18 protein-coding genes are annotated in these 14,953 nt (G+C 43.6%); 3 read left to right on the forward strand and 15 right to left on the reverse strand.

Translation table 11 applies throughout. The features are described 5' to 3' along the window. Positions 1 to 26: 26 nt before the first annotated feature. Positions 27 to 548 carry a tetratricopeptide repeat protein gene (locus MHH89_RS12100; protein ID WP_036676272.1) on the reverse strand — a complete coding sequence of 174 codons (522 nt, stop codon included), beginning with the start codon at positions 546 to 548 and terminating at the stop codon, positions 27 to 29. A 59-nt stretch (positions 549 to 607) separates the two neighbouring features. Then, on the reverse strand, positions 608 to 937 hold the full coding sequence (locus MHH89_RS12105) for a nucleotide pyrophosphohydrolase (RefSeq protein WP_036676271.1): 330 nt from the start codon (positions 935 to 937) through the stop codon (positions 608 to 610). 167 nt (positions 938 to 1,104) lie between these two features. Here MHH89_RS12105 and MHH89_RS12110 point away from each other — a divergent pair, with 167 nt between their 5' ends. Further along, positions 1,105 to 1,974 carry a YitT family protein gene (locus MHH89_RS12110; RefSeq protein ID WP_076127532.1) on the forward strand — a complete coding sequence of 290 codons (870 nt, stop codon included), beginning with the start codon at positions 1,105 to 1,107 and terminating at the stop codon, positions 1,972 to 1,974. 60 nt (positions 1,975 to 2,034) lie between these two features. Here the strand turns inward: MHH89_RS12110 and MHH89_RS12115 are convergent, their stop codons facing one another. The 12 genes from MHH89_RS12115 to MHH89_RS12170 form a co-directional block, all read right to left on the reverse strand. After that, on the reverse strand, positions 2,035 to 2,937 hold the full coding sequence (locus MHH89_RS12115; protein WP_341087211.1) for a sporulation protein YpjB: 903 nt from the start codon (positions 2,935 to 2,937) through the stop codon (positions 2,035 to 2,037). 155 nt (positions 2,938 to 3,092) lie between these two features. Continuing rightward, positions 3,093 to 3,740 carry a DUF1405 domain-containing protein gene (locus MHH89_RS12120; RefSeq protein WP_076141308.1) on the reverse strand — a complete coding sequence of 216 codons (648 nt, stop codon included), beginning with the start codon at positions 3,738 to 3,740 and terminating at the stop codon, positions 3,093 to 3,095. Between the two features lie 91 nt (positions 3,741 to 3,831). Continuing rightward, complete coding sequence (locus MHH89_RS12125; RefSeq protein WP_076134674.1) at positions 3,832 to 4,704, reverse strand: menaquinol-cytochrome c reductase cytochrome b/c subunit; 873 nt, start codon at positions 4,702 to 4,704, stop codon at positions 3,832 to 3,834. A gap of 26 nt (positions 4,705 to 4,730) precedes the next feature. Beyond that, the gene (qcrB, locus tag MHH89_RS12130) at positions 4,731 to 5,402 is read right to left on the reverse strand and encodes a menaquinol-cytochrome c reductase cytochrome b subunit (RefSeq protein WP_036676266.1); all 672 of its coding nucleotides are present in this window, start codon (positions 5,400 to 5,402) and stop codon (positions 4,731 to 4,733) included. A gap of 5 nt (positions 5,403 to 5,407) precedes the next feature. Beyond that, positions 5,408 to 5,962: a QcrA and Rieske domain-containing protein gene (locus MHH89_RS12135; RefSeq protein ID WP_076127525.1), complete on the reverse strand. Its 555-nt coding sequence runs from the start codon at positions 5,960 to 5,962 to the stop codon at positions 5,408 to 5,410. Positions 5,963 to 6,201: 239 nt separating this feature from the next. After that, positions 6,202 to 6,621, reverse strand: a complete 420-nt coding sequence (locus tag MHH89_RS12140; RefSeq protein ID WP_076192197.1) for a DUF2487 family protein — start codon at positions 6,619 to 6,621, stop codon at positions 6,202 to 6,204. Positions 6,622 to 6,805: 184 nt separating this feature from the next. Then, the gene (locus MHH89_RS12145; RefSeq protein ID WP_036676261.1) at positions 6,806 to 6,985 is read right to left on the reverse strand and encodes an IDEAL domain-containing protein; all 180 of its coding nucleotides are present in this window, start codon (positions 6,983 to 6,985) and stop codon (positions 6,806 to 6,808) included. A 245-nt stretch (positions 6,986 to 7,230) separates the two neighbouring features. Next, on the reverse strand, positions 7,231 to 8,316 hold the full coding sequence (locus MHH89_RS12150; RefSeq protein WP_076101463.1) for a hypothetical protein: 1,086 nt from the start codon (positions 8,314 to 8,316) through the stop codon (positions 7,231 to 7,233). 89 nt (positions 8,317 to 8,405) lie between these two features. After that, positions 8,406 to 8,993, reverse strand: a complete 588-nt coding sequence (locus MHH89_RS12155; protein WP_076127520.1) for a histidine phosphatase family protein — start codon at positions 8,991 to 8,993, stop codon at positions 8,406 to 8,408. 178 nt (positions 8,994 to 9,171) lie between these two features. Beyond that, complete coding sequence (locus tag MHH89_RS12160) at positions 9,172 to 9,618, reverse strand: hypothetical protein (protein ID WP_051490909.1); 447 nt, start codon at positions 9,616 to 9,618, stop codon at positions 9,172 to 9,174. Between the two features lie 152 nt (positions 9,619 to 9,770). Then, entirely contained in the window at positions 9,771 to 10,358 is a 588-nt protein-coding gene (locus MHH89_RS12165; RefSeq protein ID WP_036676255.1) for an RNA polymerase sigma factor, read from the reverse strand. Positions 10,359 to 10,912: 554 nt separating this feature from the next. Next, the gene (locus MHH89_RS12170) at positions 10,913 to 11,089 is read right to left on the reverse strand and encodes a hypothetical protein (protein ID WP_175618937.1); all 177 of its coding nucleotides are present in this window, start codon (positions 11,087 to 11,089) and stop codon (positions 10,913 to 10,915) included. Positions 11,090 to 11,282: 193 nt separating this feature from the next. Here MHH89_RS12170 and MHH89_RS12175 point away from each other — a divergent pair, with 193 nt between their 5' ends. Both MHH89_RS12175 and MHH89_RS12180 read left to right on the forward strand, forming a co-directional pair. Then, positions 11,283 to 11,849 carry a helix-turn-helix domain-containing protein gene (locus tag MHH89_RS12175; protein ID WP_038572428.1) on the forward strand — a complete coding sequence of 189 codons (567 nt, stop codon included), beginning with the start codon at positions 11,283 to 11,285 and terminating at the stop codon, positions 11,847 to 11,849. Positions 11,850 to 12,066: 217 nt separating this feature from the next. Beyond that, positions 12,067 to 13,371 carry a CynX/NimT family MFS transporter gene (locus MHH89_RS12180; protein ID WP_341087214.1) on the forward strand — a complete coding sequence of 435 codons (1,305 nt, stop codon included), beginning with the start codon at positions 12,067 to 12,069 and terminating at the stop codon, positions 13,369 to 13,371. 479 nt (positions 13,372 to 13,850) lie between these two features. Here the strand turns inward: MHH89_RS12180 and MHH89_RS12185 are convergent, their stop codons facing one another. Next, positions 13,851 to 14,945, reverse strand: a complete 1,095-nt coding sequence (locus MHH89_RS12185) for a prephenate dehydrogenase (RefSeq protein WP_036676253.1) — start codon at positions 14,943 to 14,945, stop codon at positions 13,851 to 13,853. Positions 14,946 to 14,953: the final 8 nt, after the last annotated feature.

Genomic DNA, 14,953 nt, shown 5'->3' on the forward strand with positions numbered 1-14,953 from the left:
CATCCTCGCTCTCACTAGTTATATAGTTATTGCATATACGATTGTATGGATTTCTGAAGGTCTCTCATCAATTCCCGCAAGCCAGAATCATCCGGATGTAACGAAATCACTTCTTTTAAGGCAGTCATAGCTTGTAAATGTTCATTCACTCGGCTATGCGCGATAGCAAGCCATACATAAGCATCCCCATATAATGGATCAAGGGTAATAGCCTCTTTGAGCAGTGTAATCGGATGATAAGGGTTGCGAGTTTTGTTGTCTTCATCTTCTATCAACCGTTTGGCTTCTTGTACATGCATCATAGCCTGCAAATGCTGCAGATGCAGACTATACTCAGGTTTGCTGGTGTCCAGCTTTACAGCAGCCTGAGCATGAACTAAAGCTTTATCTAGCATACCACTGCGGGCATACGTTATGGAACAACGATATCTAACCTCGGCATCAGCAGGGCTTGCTGCAATTGCAGACTCGAAGCAAACAATAGCTTCGGCAAAGTCACTGCGCAATATCGAGCGGTAGGCCTCTCTTACATAATCCTTATGATCCATATACACACCATCCTCACGGCTAAATCCCGTTCGTTTGGTACAGCATATGTTATAGAGGCCTAATCGGTGTCTTTCGGTGTCCAACGTCCCGCATCACGGGTATTAAATTTATGCATTACCTTATTATGCGCTTCCGTCAGGTCTATCCCGAGAGAATTTGCAAAACAAACGGTAATAAACAGAATATCTCCCAGTTCAAGTTCAATGGAATTCTCAGCTTCATCAGACTTCTTAGGCTTCTCGCCGAACTCGTGATTGACCTCTCTAGCCAGTTCTCCGACTTCCTCGGACATGCGGGCCAGCATAGAGAGTGGACTGAAGTACCCTTCCTTAAACTGCGATATATAAGCGTCTACTTCACGCTGTATGTCACCAAGACTTTTGTCCATAAAATGTAACTTCTCCCCCTCTGTATATCTTGCCTTCTGTTTGCCCCTATGTTATCGTAAAGACGTTTTGAAGACAATCTTTTTTGAATATTTTAACACACGCAAGAAAAGGTATACTTATTATAGGAAAAGAAAAACTGCCTACAAAAGGCCTAACGAGGGATTTCATGAATTCAAAAAAGGTAATTACAATCAGCAAGACAGTCGCTCCCATCTTGCTCGGAGCCGCAGTATATGCCTTCGGGCTACTGTATTTCATCATTCCTAATCAGTTGATGGAAGGCGGCGTAACCGGGATCACACTTCTCCTTAATTATGCCTTTAGTATTCCCATCTTTTTATCCACACTGCTGATCAACCTTCCTTTGTTTCTGCTGGGCTGGAAAGTCCTAGGCGGGCGGCAAATTGTGTATACAGGTGTAGGGATCGGGGCGTTGACCTTTTTCCTGTGGGTTTTCGAACGAATGATTACTGCGGGATGGATTATCCCCTTCAGTACCGAACACGACTTTATTCTTGCGGCACTGTACGCAGGAGTAACGCTTGGAACGGGGCTTGGGCTTGTATTCCGATTTGGGGGTACAACAGGTGGTGTTGATATTGTCGCAAGAATTCTGGGACGGAATTTTGGCTGGAGCATGGGGCAGATTATTTTGGCCATCGACATTATTATTATTGGCTCTTCCATCCTCTACATTCCTAAAGAAAAAATACTTTACACACTCGTCGCAGTTTTTATCTCATCACGAGTGATAGATTTTATCCAAGAAGGCGCCTATGCTGCCAAGGCATTTACAATTATCAGTGATGAAGCACCACAAATTGCCGATCTGATTACAGCCGAAATGGACCGTGGTGTAACCCTCATCCCTGCCATCGGTGCTTATTCCAAGCAAGCCAAATATATGGTGTACTGTGTAGTCTCAAGGCAAGAAATCCGCCGGCTAAGTCTGCTGGTCAAATCCGTTGATCCACGCGCCTTCGTAATTATTAGCGATGTACACGACGTACATGGAGAAGGCTTTCGAGAAACCTAAATAAAAAGGAGTGTAGGCCATTTCAAGCCCACACTCCTTTTTGCTGTTTATAATTTCATCCTACGGAATCGGCTTCCAATTCTGATTCTGACCTCGGTACTTGCGATAGGCTACATAGGCTAACGCAGCTATAATGAAGCTTGCGGCTAACCCTCCCCAAATCCCAAATTCTTGCGATGCCAGCGGCAAGGACAAAGCAGGTTCATCCTTCTCTTTTCCGAACATTACTCTTACCGCATCCTGACCATAAGATACAATTTCAAGCAGGCGGGCACGTTCAACCTTTTGTGAGGACGAAGGAATGCCGGCCGCATATGAGAGCCAGGAATCAAAAGCATTCACAACTTCAGGCTGGTGGGAGACAATCACTGCTGGCCGAATGTTATCATACCTGCCCTGCAGTCTTTCCAGAGCTGTTTTCCAGCCCGCCAAATCATTTGCAACCGCACTTTGCTCCATCGCATTTAGATCCTCGCGAATCAGCTTGTAGTACTGAAGCCAAATAGGCTGGCGCGGATGATTAAGACTGTTGGCAGCTAGACGTAGCTTGGCGGCTGCCGCTTCCCATTGCTGTGGATTTATTTTCGCGCCTGCCACGGTAGCCTTCAGGTCCATAATGACCCCTGACAATGCATTAATACCCTCCACAGAGGTCATTCCTTCAAAGGATGAGGACACAAAGATCTTGGAGATCGCTTCGGTCTCCTGTCGGACCTTCATTACATCCCCTTCCAAAACATACCCATACAATGCCTCAGCAGCTTGTTCCAGCTGCTGCGCCCCAGTCTTTCCGCTCATTACTGCCAAACCGTTGCCCGAACTAACGTCGGCGCTTTGCTTCGAAGCTTTGCCAGACCCTTCACCAGCATCCCCTAGCGCTGCTGAAGCCTTTACAACATCCATACTGGACAGCAGCCAGCAGAATACTAGAACAACCACTACATAATATCTCCCGCGGAGCATGAGACATCCCCCTCCTACTTAAGAAGAAACGACGTTGTCGTCTTTTAAAGACGATATTCGTTTCTCGTAAAATTATAAGGATAAAGCATAGTATAAAACTTATACTTCTTATAATTCTAAATGTATGGCAGGGGGACAAGGGATAGAACTGCTTACTAACGTCTATTCTTGAACTGATAGATTGAATCTACCGGTCTTTGTCTTCTACTAAACAACCAAGCAGCTGCAACACTAAGCAGCGTAAGCGCCATTGTAAAGTACTGTACCTGTATAACATAATCGTTCAAAACAGAAGGTAACCACGGATAGATTCCGTAAGAATAATCCAGCATATCGTTGGCGAGTGTCCAAAGCAGGGCTAATGGAATCATTTTGCGGAAAGAAAAAAACCTCGCATAAATCAATGCTTCAACTGCCATCCCCGTATGGGAGATTACCAGCATCCAATCTTTCCAAACCAAAACATCACCGTGATAACCCCCGGCAAAAATAATACTCACTGCCCATATCCCGTACTTCACTGACGTAACGACCGCCAAAGCCTCAATAAGTTCCCTTACATTGTTTCCTGTGTAGCTTTTTGGAGGGAAAAGCATCAGCAACAGAGCCAAGGTAAAAAACAAACTTGCGGTTGGACTATCCGGAACAAATGGAAGCAGCCAGTGTGGATAATTAGCCGCAGTGAACTCCAGTTGATTGCCATACCATATGTAACCATAAATTGTACCCAGGAAATTTACGATAAATAACAACCAGATAATTCCCCGGTTCTTAAACAGTTTGTTAAACCAATGAACTGGCATACAGATTATTAACCTCCCCAAGTAATGGCACTTCGCATTTAGACATACAAAAACCTGACCGCATGCACGATCAGGTTGCGTTATCATTATTTTACTGTTCGCTTTTTTGTTTGGCAAGCCAGCCGGCCAAGGTATCAATATCCGCTTCTGATAGACCTGCTCCCAAAGCGGTATCGTACATTTTTGGCATCTGCCCTTGACCCTCTTTTATAATAGTAAGGATTGCTTCTTTGTCGTGGGTGTCTCCAACTCCACGAAGTGAAGGACCGCCCGCCCCTTTCAAATCTGCTGCGTGACAGGAGATACAAGTGGCTTGCTTGAAGAGTCCCATAGCAGGATCATCCTTGTCCACAATCGCTACTTCTTTTGGCTTAACGGCACTGGAGGTTGGAAGACCCTTAGCCCTGTTCTCCGCCGCCTTTTCTTCCCGTTGAACATCTTCAGGAATCTGACCCGTTTCAGCCATTTCATGTTTGTATTCAGTCCAGGCTGTATTGGTCAAATAAACAATCGCTGCAAGTGACAAGAACATTAAAGATGAAGCAATCGGTCTACGGTAAAAGCGACGCTCTCTACCCGTATCCAGAAAAGGAGCCAACAGAAGTGAACCAAAAGCCACACCAGTAACTCCTAGTGTACCCAGAACGATATAATCGCCTGAAGCATATGGGAGCTTCAAATACTGATAGAGGAACAAGAAATACCAGTCAGGAATCGGGATAACCGTAGCACTAGCATTTGCTGGAAAACCTAGCGGAGCTGGCTCTGAAATAGTAAGGACTAATATTCCTACAAGTACAACGACTCCGACCATCCATTCCTTCAGTAGAAAGTTAGGGATAAAGGCTTCCGATTTGCCGGGGTAAGCCGTGTAGTCCGGAGGTGTGATAAATCCGTTCCCTCTGCGAACTCTGGAATCACCGACATATACAACCTTTTCCTTAGAATTGTTTCCATGCGCCATCCGTATTCCTCCTCTCTCAGATTAACTTACAACGGTCCGGAAATCCCTTGTCTGCGGATCATAATAAAGTGTCCTACGAGCAGACTAAGAAGCACCGCTGGGAGGAAGAATACATGTAGTGCGAAAAAACGAGTTAAGGTTTCGGCACCAACAATCGTTCCACCTTGCATCAGTTCCTTCAGCACCGGCCCCATCACTGGAACAGAATTGGCTATTTCAAGAGTTACCTTTGTTGCAAAATAAGCTTTATTATCCCATGGCAACAAGTAACCTGTTAAACCAAGTCCCAACATTACGAAGAAAATCAGCATTCCAACTACCCAGTTCATCTCGCGCGGCGCTTTGTAAGAGCCTGTAAAGAAGACGCGCATTGTATGAAGGAACATCATAACAATTACTAGACTTGCGCCCCAGTGATGCATCCCGCGGACAATCTGTCCAAATGCAACACTTGTCTGCAAATACTCAACACTAGCATAAGCATTAATAATGTCCGGAACATAATACATCGTTAAGAACATACCTGATAAAATCTGAATGACAGTGATAAAAAAGGTCAGTCCGCCAAAGCAATACACGAACGCAGAGAAATGATGGGCCGGATTAACATGCTCAGGAACCTCGTGATCGGCCACGTCTCTCCAAATCGGCGTAACATCCAGACGTTCGTCAATCCAGTTATAGACATTTTTAAACATCAGAACTACGCCTCCTCACGAGCTACTGTATTTGGCACAATGTCTCCCAAAAGCACCCACCCGTTATCGAATTTCGTTTTATACTGGTCAAGCGGCTTAGGAGCAACTTCGAGATTTTTGCCAAGCTTTGTATAACGTGCACCATGGCATGGGCAGTGATATTCGTCCGGATGAGCTTTATCGTTGTTCCACCCGACCGTACATCCCAAATGTTTACAGATCGGTGAAAGCGCATAAATATCACCCTTCGCGTCTTTCCGGATCCACGCAGTGAGTGTCGCTGTACTGTCGTACCATCCGTCCTTCTGTTTCAATTCAAAAGTAAATTCCTGGGGCTCTTCGGTGATTTTGCTTATCTCAGCAACCTTGATAAAATCTCCAGCACCCTTCTTATGTAATATCGGATCCACGACAAAACGGACCATGGGGAGAATTGTACCCGCCCCCATAAAAGCAGTGGCGCCACCAAGCGTGTAGGTCAAAAATTGCCTGCGCGACATCTCTTTACGGCTGGGTGGTTGTTCAGGCCATGTCTCCTGTTGTTCATTATGGCTGCTCATACTGTTATATAACCCCCTTCTCAAGATATAAGAAAGTATCTGTGGTGTCCGATCAGAGATGTCTCAATATAAATAATCCGTTTTCAAATCTTTTCAATGAAATACATCACATACCATTTGGATTCAACCTAATAATAGCTTAGGCTCCAAAACCCGTCAAGAATATTGTCTAATTTGTGACAGGCTAAAAAGCGATTTTAACCTATAATTGTTGATTTTCTGTCACATTTATAAGAAGTTCATCTCCGCCACATGTCTTGAATTTTCATCCTAATTTCACTGTCATTCTTCCCTTCATGAGAAGCCTCAATGATAGGCAGAGAGAGAACTAAATCGCTTTCATAGATTTGGCCTTCTTGGAGAGGTACATCCGCTGTCAACACCACTACATGCTGGAAACCACTGGATTTGACTTTTTGGCAAATCTCATTAATTAAATTCACATAGCCCTCTCCAGCGTACTGAATGGCTGGGTAAGTCACGATCCGCCCCTTGAACGGTATTTCCACCATATCCATGAAATTACGTAATCTTTCGAGTGCCTGAACGGTCTCAGGAGGACTCTCCAGTCCACTTAATCCTGTAAAAGGTATGAGACATGTATCATAGAATTTTCGATTCTCTTCCCAAGTGTCCACTTCAAAATCGCTGAATTTCATTCCCATTCATCTCCCTATGTATAATTGTTAATTTTTCCGGTCTTTCGCAGATCTTCCTGAAGTTATAGAACCCATTATATTGAAGGAGGAGGAGGAACGTCCAGATTTAGATTTTTTATTTTCGTCCGATTAAGCAAATTGAGTAGATTATAAGCAAAAAAAGAAATGCGCTAAGCGCATTTCTTTATGCCAAACTTTTAAGTTCCTCAGTAAGATTTCGGAAAGCCATCTCATCTCCGGTAGCCAGCGCCGTGTCAATCTCACGGTGCAAGATGTCGGAGCGACGCTTTCGCAGCGCTTCATCCCACACCATTTCTGCCGCAAGTCCTAGCATCACTTCATACGTAGCCTTCATTTTGTCCATTCGATACACCTCCGCTGTTTAAGAGATCCTTTTTTTCTTGTTATTTGATATTTTGATATTCATCAAGATGATTATGTTTTCGGTTTCAAGAGAATCGGCACCTACTAAAGCATATTCATCAATCCTGTCTTCGTTCTACATATTCGCCCATTCCGCTCAACACTTCCTCTATTGTACCCATCAGCAACAATAACGGATTCCTACTTCTGCATATGTAATCCCCATAAGCATTCGCACGCGCACCTCTACCGAAGATACTTAGGCACGGCTGTCTCTATCCCCCATGGTGTCATCATCACAGCGAGTCCACCAGAAGTCTCGCCCAGTTTAAGCATGCCTAGGTGCACCATCATCCGTATTATACGTTGCTCTAGAATAGAAGCAGCACTGTCATAATAAAACGGTTTAATTAGCCACCCCACACCATCCACTAAAGAAGGTACTGTCACCCAATTGCCGGCGCTGATGCTTATCCAATACACAAGTGAAGGTAGATTTGGCACAGCCCCTTTATATAGTCTTAACCAAAAAGAGAATATCTGCATCAACGAATCACATTTTCCATCGTTTAACACAGCCTCACCGGTCGCAGTAAGCCTTAGCCGGAAGCCTTCCTCAGAGATCCAACGGCGGTGACGAATATAGTCATACAAAAGCGCAAATCTTGGAGGATAATGCTCACAAGCTCTCCCATAACCAAACCTCCAACCGCCTTTGCTAAGAAGCTCCTCCGGAATATGAAGCGCGTTCATCACACCTTGCTGATAACGCCTATACATTGCCCCTTCCTGATTCAGTTCTGGCTCATTGTCCTTAATATATCTCAGCAGCATTACCAGATCACTGATCATTAATTCTCCTTCACTGCGATACATCACAGGTTCAGGGCTAGTTGCGATGCTCTCTTTGATATGTGCACTCATCGTCTCCCGAAAACGCTCTTTTAAATCTTTGGGTACCTGGTACAAATATCTGGTCTGCTGCGAGGAACCACTAAAGAGCCAGCCTCCACTTTTGAAGCGTGAGACCATCTCCCGGAAACCTCCAGTTTTTCCTTCAGGTGCATCAAAAGATGCTTGCCTTGCCACAGCCAATAAATCCTCAAGACTAAAGTAGGTGCGTTCATCAAAAAGCAATGTATTCAAAAACCGTAAATCCTCCGGAGCGCATTCCCGGATATGAGACTCCATAAAACTTCTGCTTCCAAGCATAATCAAAATACTTTGGATCAAGTCGTGTTTGGAATTCTGTTTGCATTCACACCGGTAGCGGCCCGCTATGGCGGTCAGCTGTCCAATATCTGCATAAGTAAGCATATCCGCCAGATTCATGTTTTATCGCCTCACCGTTTTACTACCATTATGGGGAATACTGCCTATTTTATTCCCTTTATTGCAAAAAAAATAACCCGAAGCCCGGGTTAATGCTGATTTTGCAGGATATGGCGAGTACAATTATATAAAATAGGGTTCCATTCCCGCTCTTTCTTCTCCAGAATCGTCAAGGATAGATTGCCAATTCGTTCAGAATACTTATCCTTGTAAAGAGCAGTATACAGCTGAGCAAGAAATCCTCCATGCGATATGACGAGTATATTCCGATTGGGATGCAGTGCAGAAATATCTTCCATAAAAGCAAGAGCCCGAGCCTGAAGCTGTTCGTCGGTTTCTTGACCGAGGGAGAGCTGGCTCCATTCCTTCCCCCACTTCTCTTCACGTTCTGCGGCAGTAAGCCCTTCTACCTGCCCATAAGCACGTTCCCGGATACGCTGATCAGGTTCTAATAGCGGAATCCCTAACTTGTCAGCAATAATCTTACCGGTCTCAGCAGCGCGGGAAAGATTACTAGTAACGCAGCAGTCCCAGCTGTACGGTTCCTGTAATAAGCGGTCAGCAAGCATTGCAGCTTGCATCCGTCCTTCATCATTAAGTGGAATATCACTTTGTCCCTGTATTTTCCCTATCGCGTTCCAGTCCGTCAATCCATGGCGTATCAAGCCGATTAGCATGTTGCCTCCCCCTTTTCAGCAAAGTATTTGTCTCTTAATGTAACATGGATGAAATAAAAAGTCTTCTTTTTATGAGTTTTACAATGCAAAAAGCCCCTCATTACATTAAGTAAAGGGACTCATTCAATGTTCTGAATATTATAAATAACGGAAGCAAAGACATACGTCTAATACCCCTCTATGATCGGCGATAACGATTCAGCCTAGTTAATGAAAATACTGCAAAGCCTACACCTAACATTGATAACATCATCCAGTATTGAGGATGAGTGGGTCCCATACTTACTACAAGGGGTTCAATGATCCCACCTTCAGAGCCCAAAATTGGATACGTTGATTGCCATTCCATCGAGGATCCAGCGACACCTGTCTCCACAATTCCACTCTGAGCAACAACTGCATCACCTGGAGTTCTGAACATCGTAAAATAAAGAACGCTGGACAGAAATATTGCCAGAAAGCATGCGATCCATAAGCTAAGCCGATGGCGAACAATAGCAGAGGTTCCAGCAGATTTCCCGTCACCGGGCATCAACCATGGACTCTCTAAATAAATCCGCTCCATGACCTTAACATTTATGGCTTCAGCACGCTCTTCACTGATCTCTTCCCTCAAATCTTGCATAAGCAGGCTGCTCTCTTGCCATAGAGCCCATTCTGCAGCGCAGTAAGGACAAGTTTCAATATGTCTTTCAAGTAAAATCCGCCTAGGATGTGTGGGGGGAGCGTCCCACAAGAGCGGAATACATTCTTGCGCTTCCCTGCAATTCATTCGCCTTACACCCTCTCAACCTGCTCTTCAACTTCAGGCTCATTGAAATAGGATTCGAGTTGAAGCTTCACACTACTCCTGGCACGAAACAATAATGATTTCACTGAGCTTACACTCTGATCTAAAATTTCTGCGATTTCTTGATAGTCCATTTGATCATATTCACGTAGGATAAGTGCAGAGCGTTGTTTTTCGGGAAGATTATTTATCGCCTCACGGACCAAATTCATCCGTTCATTGCGCAATGCAGCCTGCTCGGGTGCAACTTCAAACGGTGCTACTGGTGTATATCCACTCTCTTCCAGAGATACATTACCGGCACGGTTCTTGCGAAGCTCACTTAGAACAGTGTTGCGGGCGATAGTGTACAGCCATGTTGAGAATGAAGCATCTACCTCTCGAAAGGAATGCAAGCTACGAAATGCCTTGTAGAAGGTCTCCGAACAAAGGTCCTCTGCGATAAGCTCCATATGTGAATTTCTAAGCATATGATATACAAATGCTAGTATTTTACGTTGATAACGACGCATTAATTCTGAATATAATTCCGTGTTTCCTTGTTTGATTTGCTGGATCAACTGGGAATCCGTCATGGTGAGATTGGCCCTCCTCGCCCTTGCACGTCTTTTCCCATCCGGTCCGTACTTATTATACCGGTTTGGGCTTTAAAAGTTGCGGTGTTACTGCAAATTTTTAGTTTTTTTATGAAATACACCTATGTATATTCAACTACCCGATAATTAAGGCATGATGTATATGAAGAAGACAAAAAGAAATAAGGCATACTTCTAATTTTACATAAATATAGAAACGAATCTAGAAACATACCTGCTCTATTGTACCACATATTCTCATAGGATGACATTAATAGACTTTAGATAGGTCGACTCGCCAGCAAGACCCGACATTGGATTTCTGACTTAGAATCCGGCTTTAAAAATAACACATTTATCAATTTTTAAAAACTGTTGACAAAATGTAAACGTATACATATAATAAAAGTACAGTATGGTTTCTCTCCACTCCTATCCAATACTTAACGGTTCCAATTTATTGTGAACTGTAGCCGCTTACTTTGTAAGCGGTCTTTTTTTGTCCTGAAAGCGCTCTACCTTTTTTTTAGATGATCTATATTAGATTATTTTTACTATAGCGAGCGAATCAGCTTCCACAAATCCCCACAATCATCTATTACCCCGTCTACGTCCATTTGAAGAGATATCTGCTCATTACGTTTCCCAATGGCTTGCAGCCCTGCGTTACGGCTCGCTTGTACGTCATTCATTGGATGATCACCTACAAATATAGACTCCTCTGCGCTCACCCCATTGGGATCCCTCCTTTTGCAAAAATAAAGGATTAAACCGGGAAAGGTGATAAGCCTACGGGCAGGTTCGTTACATAGACGTCATTTGCATAGCTGCGTGTGTAATCCACCCTCTAATCCTAATCGTATGGAAAAGAGTCAGGATAAACAATATACTAGCTATAAAGTTATTTGTTGAGGTGAATTTGAAATGGATGAAATCGATGAATCAAAACAACTGGTACTACAAATCGGCGGTGCCTTGAAAAAGTACAGAAAAGAAAAAAACATGAGCTTAGACGACTTAGCGGAATTAACGGGCGTAAGTAAACTTACTCTGGGGAATATCGAACGTGGCGAGACAAATCCAACTTTGGCGATAATATGGAAAATTTCAAAAGGCATATCTTTGCCCCTATTAGCTTTGTTCAAATCTGAAGACCCTGTTAGTTTGTATCGAGCAGGCGAAGGTCTTCGGTTTTCTAATGATCAAAAGAATTGGATCATAGAACCCGTCTTTAAAAATGTAAGCAACGATATTGAAATGTGTCGGGCTTACTTACAGCCAAATAGTTCGTATCACCCTGAAGGTCATCATGTGAATACAACTGAAATTGCGACAGTAATGACTGGTTCCATTGAAATACGAGTCGATGGAGAAATGTACACATTGAATCAATATGATACGATCAGTTTTCGTGCAGATCGCCCTCACTCTTATACCAATCATACGAATAGCGAAACAGTGCTCCATATCTCCTTAAAATATGGTTTCTAAAAGTCGTAAATTTCACCTATTACATGCAACTCAGTATTCCATTCTAAATGGAAACTCTGAGTTGTATTTTTTTATCTAATATAAGCATTTCAAGTTATAGAACTATCTCAATAAAGTAAACTTTAAAATACTTATTGTTAAATTTAATATATTATACTATACTTTCATTGTCCGCGCGGATATTAGTACGCATTAATTCTGGGAGGGAAAATGAAGAATGCCGAATAAAAAAATCGTACCATCATCTTTAGGGCTGCTACTACTCGGCATCATTATTATTGCCGCAAATTTACGTGCTCCCTTAACCTCGGTCGGTCCATTAGTGGGTCTCATTAGGGGTGACGTTCATATTTCCAATACTTTAGCAGGCTTGATCACAACGGTACCTTTACTTACCTTTGCTTTATTATCGCCTCTAGTACCAAAATTAGGACGTAGGTATGGAGTAGAACTTTTAATTTTGTTTGCTCTGATCTTTTTGACTGTTGGTATTGTAATACGTTCTTTATCTGGGGCTGCAAATCTGTATATTGGAACTGCAATTCTTGGATTTGCAATTGCCGTTTGTAATGTATTAATGCCAAGTTTAATCAAACGTGATTTCCCTAATAAAATCGGTGCCATGACTGGTGTATTTGCAATTTCAATGAGTTTATCTGGAGCGATCGCCTCGGGAATCAGTGTACCGCTAGCTGCAAACGCAGGTTTAAAATGGCAGGGTGCATTGGGAATTTGGGGGATCCTAAGCTTTGTATCGATCCTCTGCTGGTTGCCTCAATTAAGGAAGCATACGAAGCAAACAGCCTCGACGAGTCAACAGATGGCCGACAATGATGTGAAGGTTTGGCGTTCCCCTCTTGCCTGGCAAGTAACCTTGTTTATGGGGATGCAGTCCATGATTTTCTATGTGCTAATCGCATGGTTGCCTGAAATTTTAAAACAGCAAGGCATTGACTCAGGCCAATCAGGATGGTACCTCTCAATAATGCAGTTAGCGCTGCTTCCATTTACCTTTATTGTCCCCGTTATTGCAGGGCAAATGTCAAATCAACGTTCGTTAGTGTTCATCACAACCATTTTACTTTTGACGGGAACGCTCGGACTGCTTTACGGAAGCTCCAATATCATTCTGTTGTGGATCATCATACTCGGAATTGGTGGAGGCTGCGCCTTTAGCTTGTCCATGATGTTTTTCGGTTTACGTACTAAAAATGCGCATCAAGCAGCGGAACTGTCTGGTATGGCGCAATCGATCGGATATCTGCTTGCCGCAATTGGTCCTGCCCTTATAGGATATTTGCATGACACGACAAATAGTTGGAACGTGCCACTTTTCATACTGCTTGGCGCTTCGGTCTTACTCTTTATTGTCGGTCTAGGAGCAGCAAGAAATCGTTTTGTAGGTAGCCAAGCTAGTTACGACGAAACAAACTCAAGTACCAGAGAATTTCTTGGAAGAAATACTGATCGAAATGAAGAAAGCGAGTTGGGGAACAGTTGCAACAAACCAAACCTAAATTAGAGTCTTCGGGTATTAATCCGGAAGCATTTTGCGGCACTCCTTTCTTTGCTTCGTTGATCAAAAAACATTTAGCTTGTACGAAGATGCTATCGGACACAGTTGACCTTAAACGCAACATTAATCCACATTTGGGATGCTAACGGACCGCATAGTAGCTATTGGCACGAAAAACATACAATATAAGCCTCTTTATGTGAAATAGCGTCTGTGGAGTCCGAAAGACTGCTTCAAAGGCAAAAAACGAGCAAATAACGTCATTAGGGTCCGTAAGTACTAGGTGGTACTTATGGTGGTACTTATGGTGGTACTTATGGTGGTACTTATGGTGGTACCGATGCCGATGACGATACTAACGAAGGCACGTTGAAGTAAGCAACCAATAACCCAAAAAACAAAAAAATAGCGATTCTCTATTCACATGAGAATCGCTATTTTACTGTTTTTTATGATTTGAAAATGAACCCGAGCGAACCTTAATACTACACGTATACCGTATAATCATGATGCTGCAACAGGATCTTCGCCCGCTCCATATCGTTCTCCTGACGGAAAGAGAGACGCATAATCCCCGGAACATCTTCACGGCTTTCGATAATTTGTACGTTGCTAAGGTTAATTCCTTGATCCCCCAGCTCTGTAGCAATACGACCGATAATCCCCGGATGATCCGGTACATCAATATGTAGGTCAAATAAAGGTGCTATCATACCTTTACGCCGTTCAGGCAACTGACTACGGAAGCCATTGGCTTCATGAAATGCCTCTTCAATCCCTACACCATCTTCACTTTCCAGCAAACGAACAAAAGAAGAAACTTCCTCGTTCCAATCCTTCAACAAACGAAGCATCACTGAACGATTGTTTAACAAGATATCACGCCAAATAATTGGATCACTGGACGCAATCCGTGTAATATCCCGAAAGCCCCCTGCAGCTAACGTACTATACAAGGAGTCAGTATCATCATAAGCTTTAATCTGATTTACCAGCGCAACGGCAATAATATGTGGCAAATGACTAATGGCGCCTACAATCTCATCATGACGTTCTGGATTAAGGCGTACAATCTGCGCTCTAGTAAGGTGGAGTAAGGACTCCAACGCATGATAAGCCTCGTCTGGCACTCCCGGTGGAGGTGTTAATACGTAATAGGCATTCTCAAACAACAGCGATGAAGCTGCCTCAACACCTGAACGCTCTGATCCAGCCATAGGGTGACCGCCGATAAAATGTACTCCAGGAATATCCAAAGAGACCGCGCATGCGGCAATACTAGCTTTCGTACTTCCAACATCTGTAATGATGCAGCCGGGCTTGAGCGGCAATTTGCTTAACTGCTGCAAATAATCCTCTAGCATACCCACCGGCACACATAAAAAAATGAAATCGGCATCGATTGCCGCTTCCTCCACAGACAATGTGGCACTATCGACCACACCTCTGCTAATATACTTACTCGCGGATTCAGGACGGTGGGCATGGCCAACGACGGTCAGGCCCTCCTTGCCTTTAAAGCAAAGGGCCAGTGAGCCTCCGATCAGACCGACACCGAATATTGCTATTTTTGTCGTCATGTTCTTTG

It is taken from the genome of Paenibacillus sp. FSL H7-0323 (assembly GCF_038002725.1).
GTDB lineage: Bacteria > Bacillota > Bacilli > Paenibacillales > Paenibacillaceae > Paenibacillus_AQ > Paenibacillus_AQ odorifer.

Excerpts from the sequence above, each read along its gene's own strand:
- MHH89_RS12100 (WP_036676272.1), bottom strand. The coding sequence starts at position 548 with ATGGATCATAAGGATTATGTAAGAGAGGCCTACCGCTCGATATTGCGC.
- MHH89_RS12105 (WP_036676271.1), bottom strand. The coding sequence starts at position 937 with ATGGACAAAAGTCTTGGTGACATACAGCGTGAAGTAGACGCTTATATA.
- MHH89_RS12110 (WP_076127532.1), top strand. The coding sequence starts at position 1,105 with ATGAATTCAAAAAAGGTAATTACAATCAGCAAGACAGTCGCTCCCATC.
- MHH89_RS12115 (WP_341087211.1), bottom strand. The coding sequence starts at position 2,937 with ATGCTCCGCGGGAGATATTATGTAGTGGTTGTTCTAGTATTCTGCTGG.
- MHH89_RS12120 (WP_076141308.1), bottom strand. The coding sequence starts at position 3,740 with ATGCCAGTTCATTGGTTTAACAAACTGTTTAAGAACCGGGGAATTATC.
- MHH89_RS12125 (WP_076134674.1), bottom strand. The coding sequence starts at position 4,704 with ATGGCGCATGGAAACAATTCTAAGGAAAAGGTTGTATATGTCGGTGAT.
- qcrB (WP_036676266.1), bottom strand. The coding sequence starts at position 5,402 with ATGTTTAAAAATGTCTATAACTGGATTGACGAACGTCTGGATGTTACG.
- MHH89_RS12135 (WP_076127525.1), bottom strand. The coding sequence starts at position 5,962 with ATGAGCAGCCATAATGAACAACAGGAGACATGGCCTGAACAACCACCC.
- MHH89_RS12140 (WP_076192197.1), bottom strand. The coding sequence starts at position 6,621 with ATGAAATTCAGCGATTTTGAAGTGGACACTTGGGAAGAGAATCGAAAA.
- MHH89_RS12145 (WP_036676261.1), bottom strand. The coding sequence starts at position 6,985 with ATGGACAAAATGAAGGCTACGTATGAAGTGATGCTAGGACTTGCGGCA.
- MHH89_RS12150 (WP_076101463.1), bottom strand. The coding sequence starts at position 8,316 with ATGAATCTGGCGGATATGCTTACTTATGCAGATATTGGACAGCTGACC.
- MHH89_RS12155 (WP_076127520.1), bottom strand. The coding sequence starts at position 8,993 with ATGCTAATCGGCTTGATACGCCATGGATTGACGGACTGGAACGCGATA.
- MHH89_RS12160 (WP_051490909.1), bottom strand. The coding sequence starts at position 9,618 with ATGCAAGATTTGAGGGAAGAGATCAGTGAAGAGCGTGCTGAAGCCATA.
- MHH89_RS12165 (WP_036676255.1), bottom strand. The coding sequence starts at position 10,358 with ATGACGGATTCCCAGTTGATCCAGCAAATCAAACAAGGAAACACGGAA.
- MHH89_RS12175 (WP_038572428.1), top strand. The coding sequence starts at position 11,283 with ATGGATGAAATCGATGAATCAAAACAACTGGTACTACAAATCGGCGGT.
- MHH89_RS12180 (WP_341087214.1), top strand. The coding sequence starts at position 12,067 with ATGCCGAATAAAAAAATCGTACCATCATCTTTAGGGCTGCTACTACTC.
- MHH89_RS12185 (WP_036676253.1), bottom strand. The coding sequence starts at position 14,945 with ATGACGACAAAAATAGCAATATTCGGTGTCGGTCTGATCGGAGGCTCA.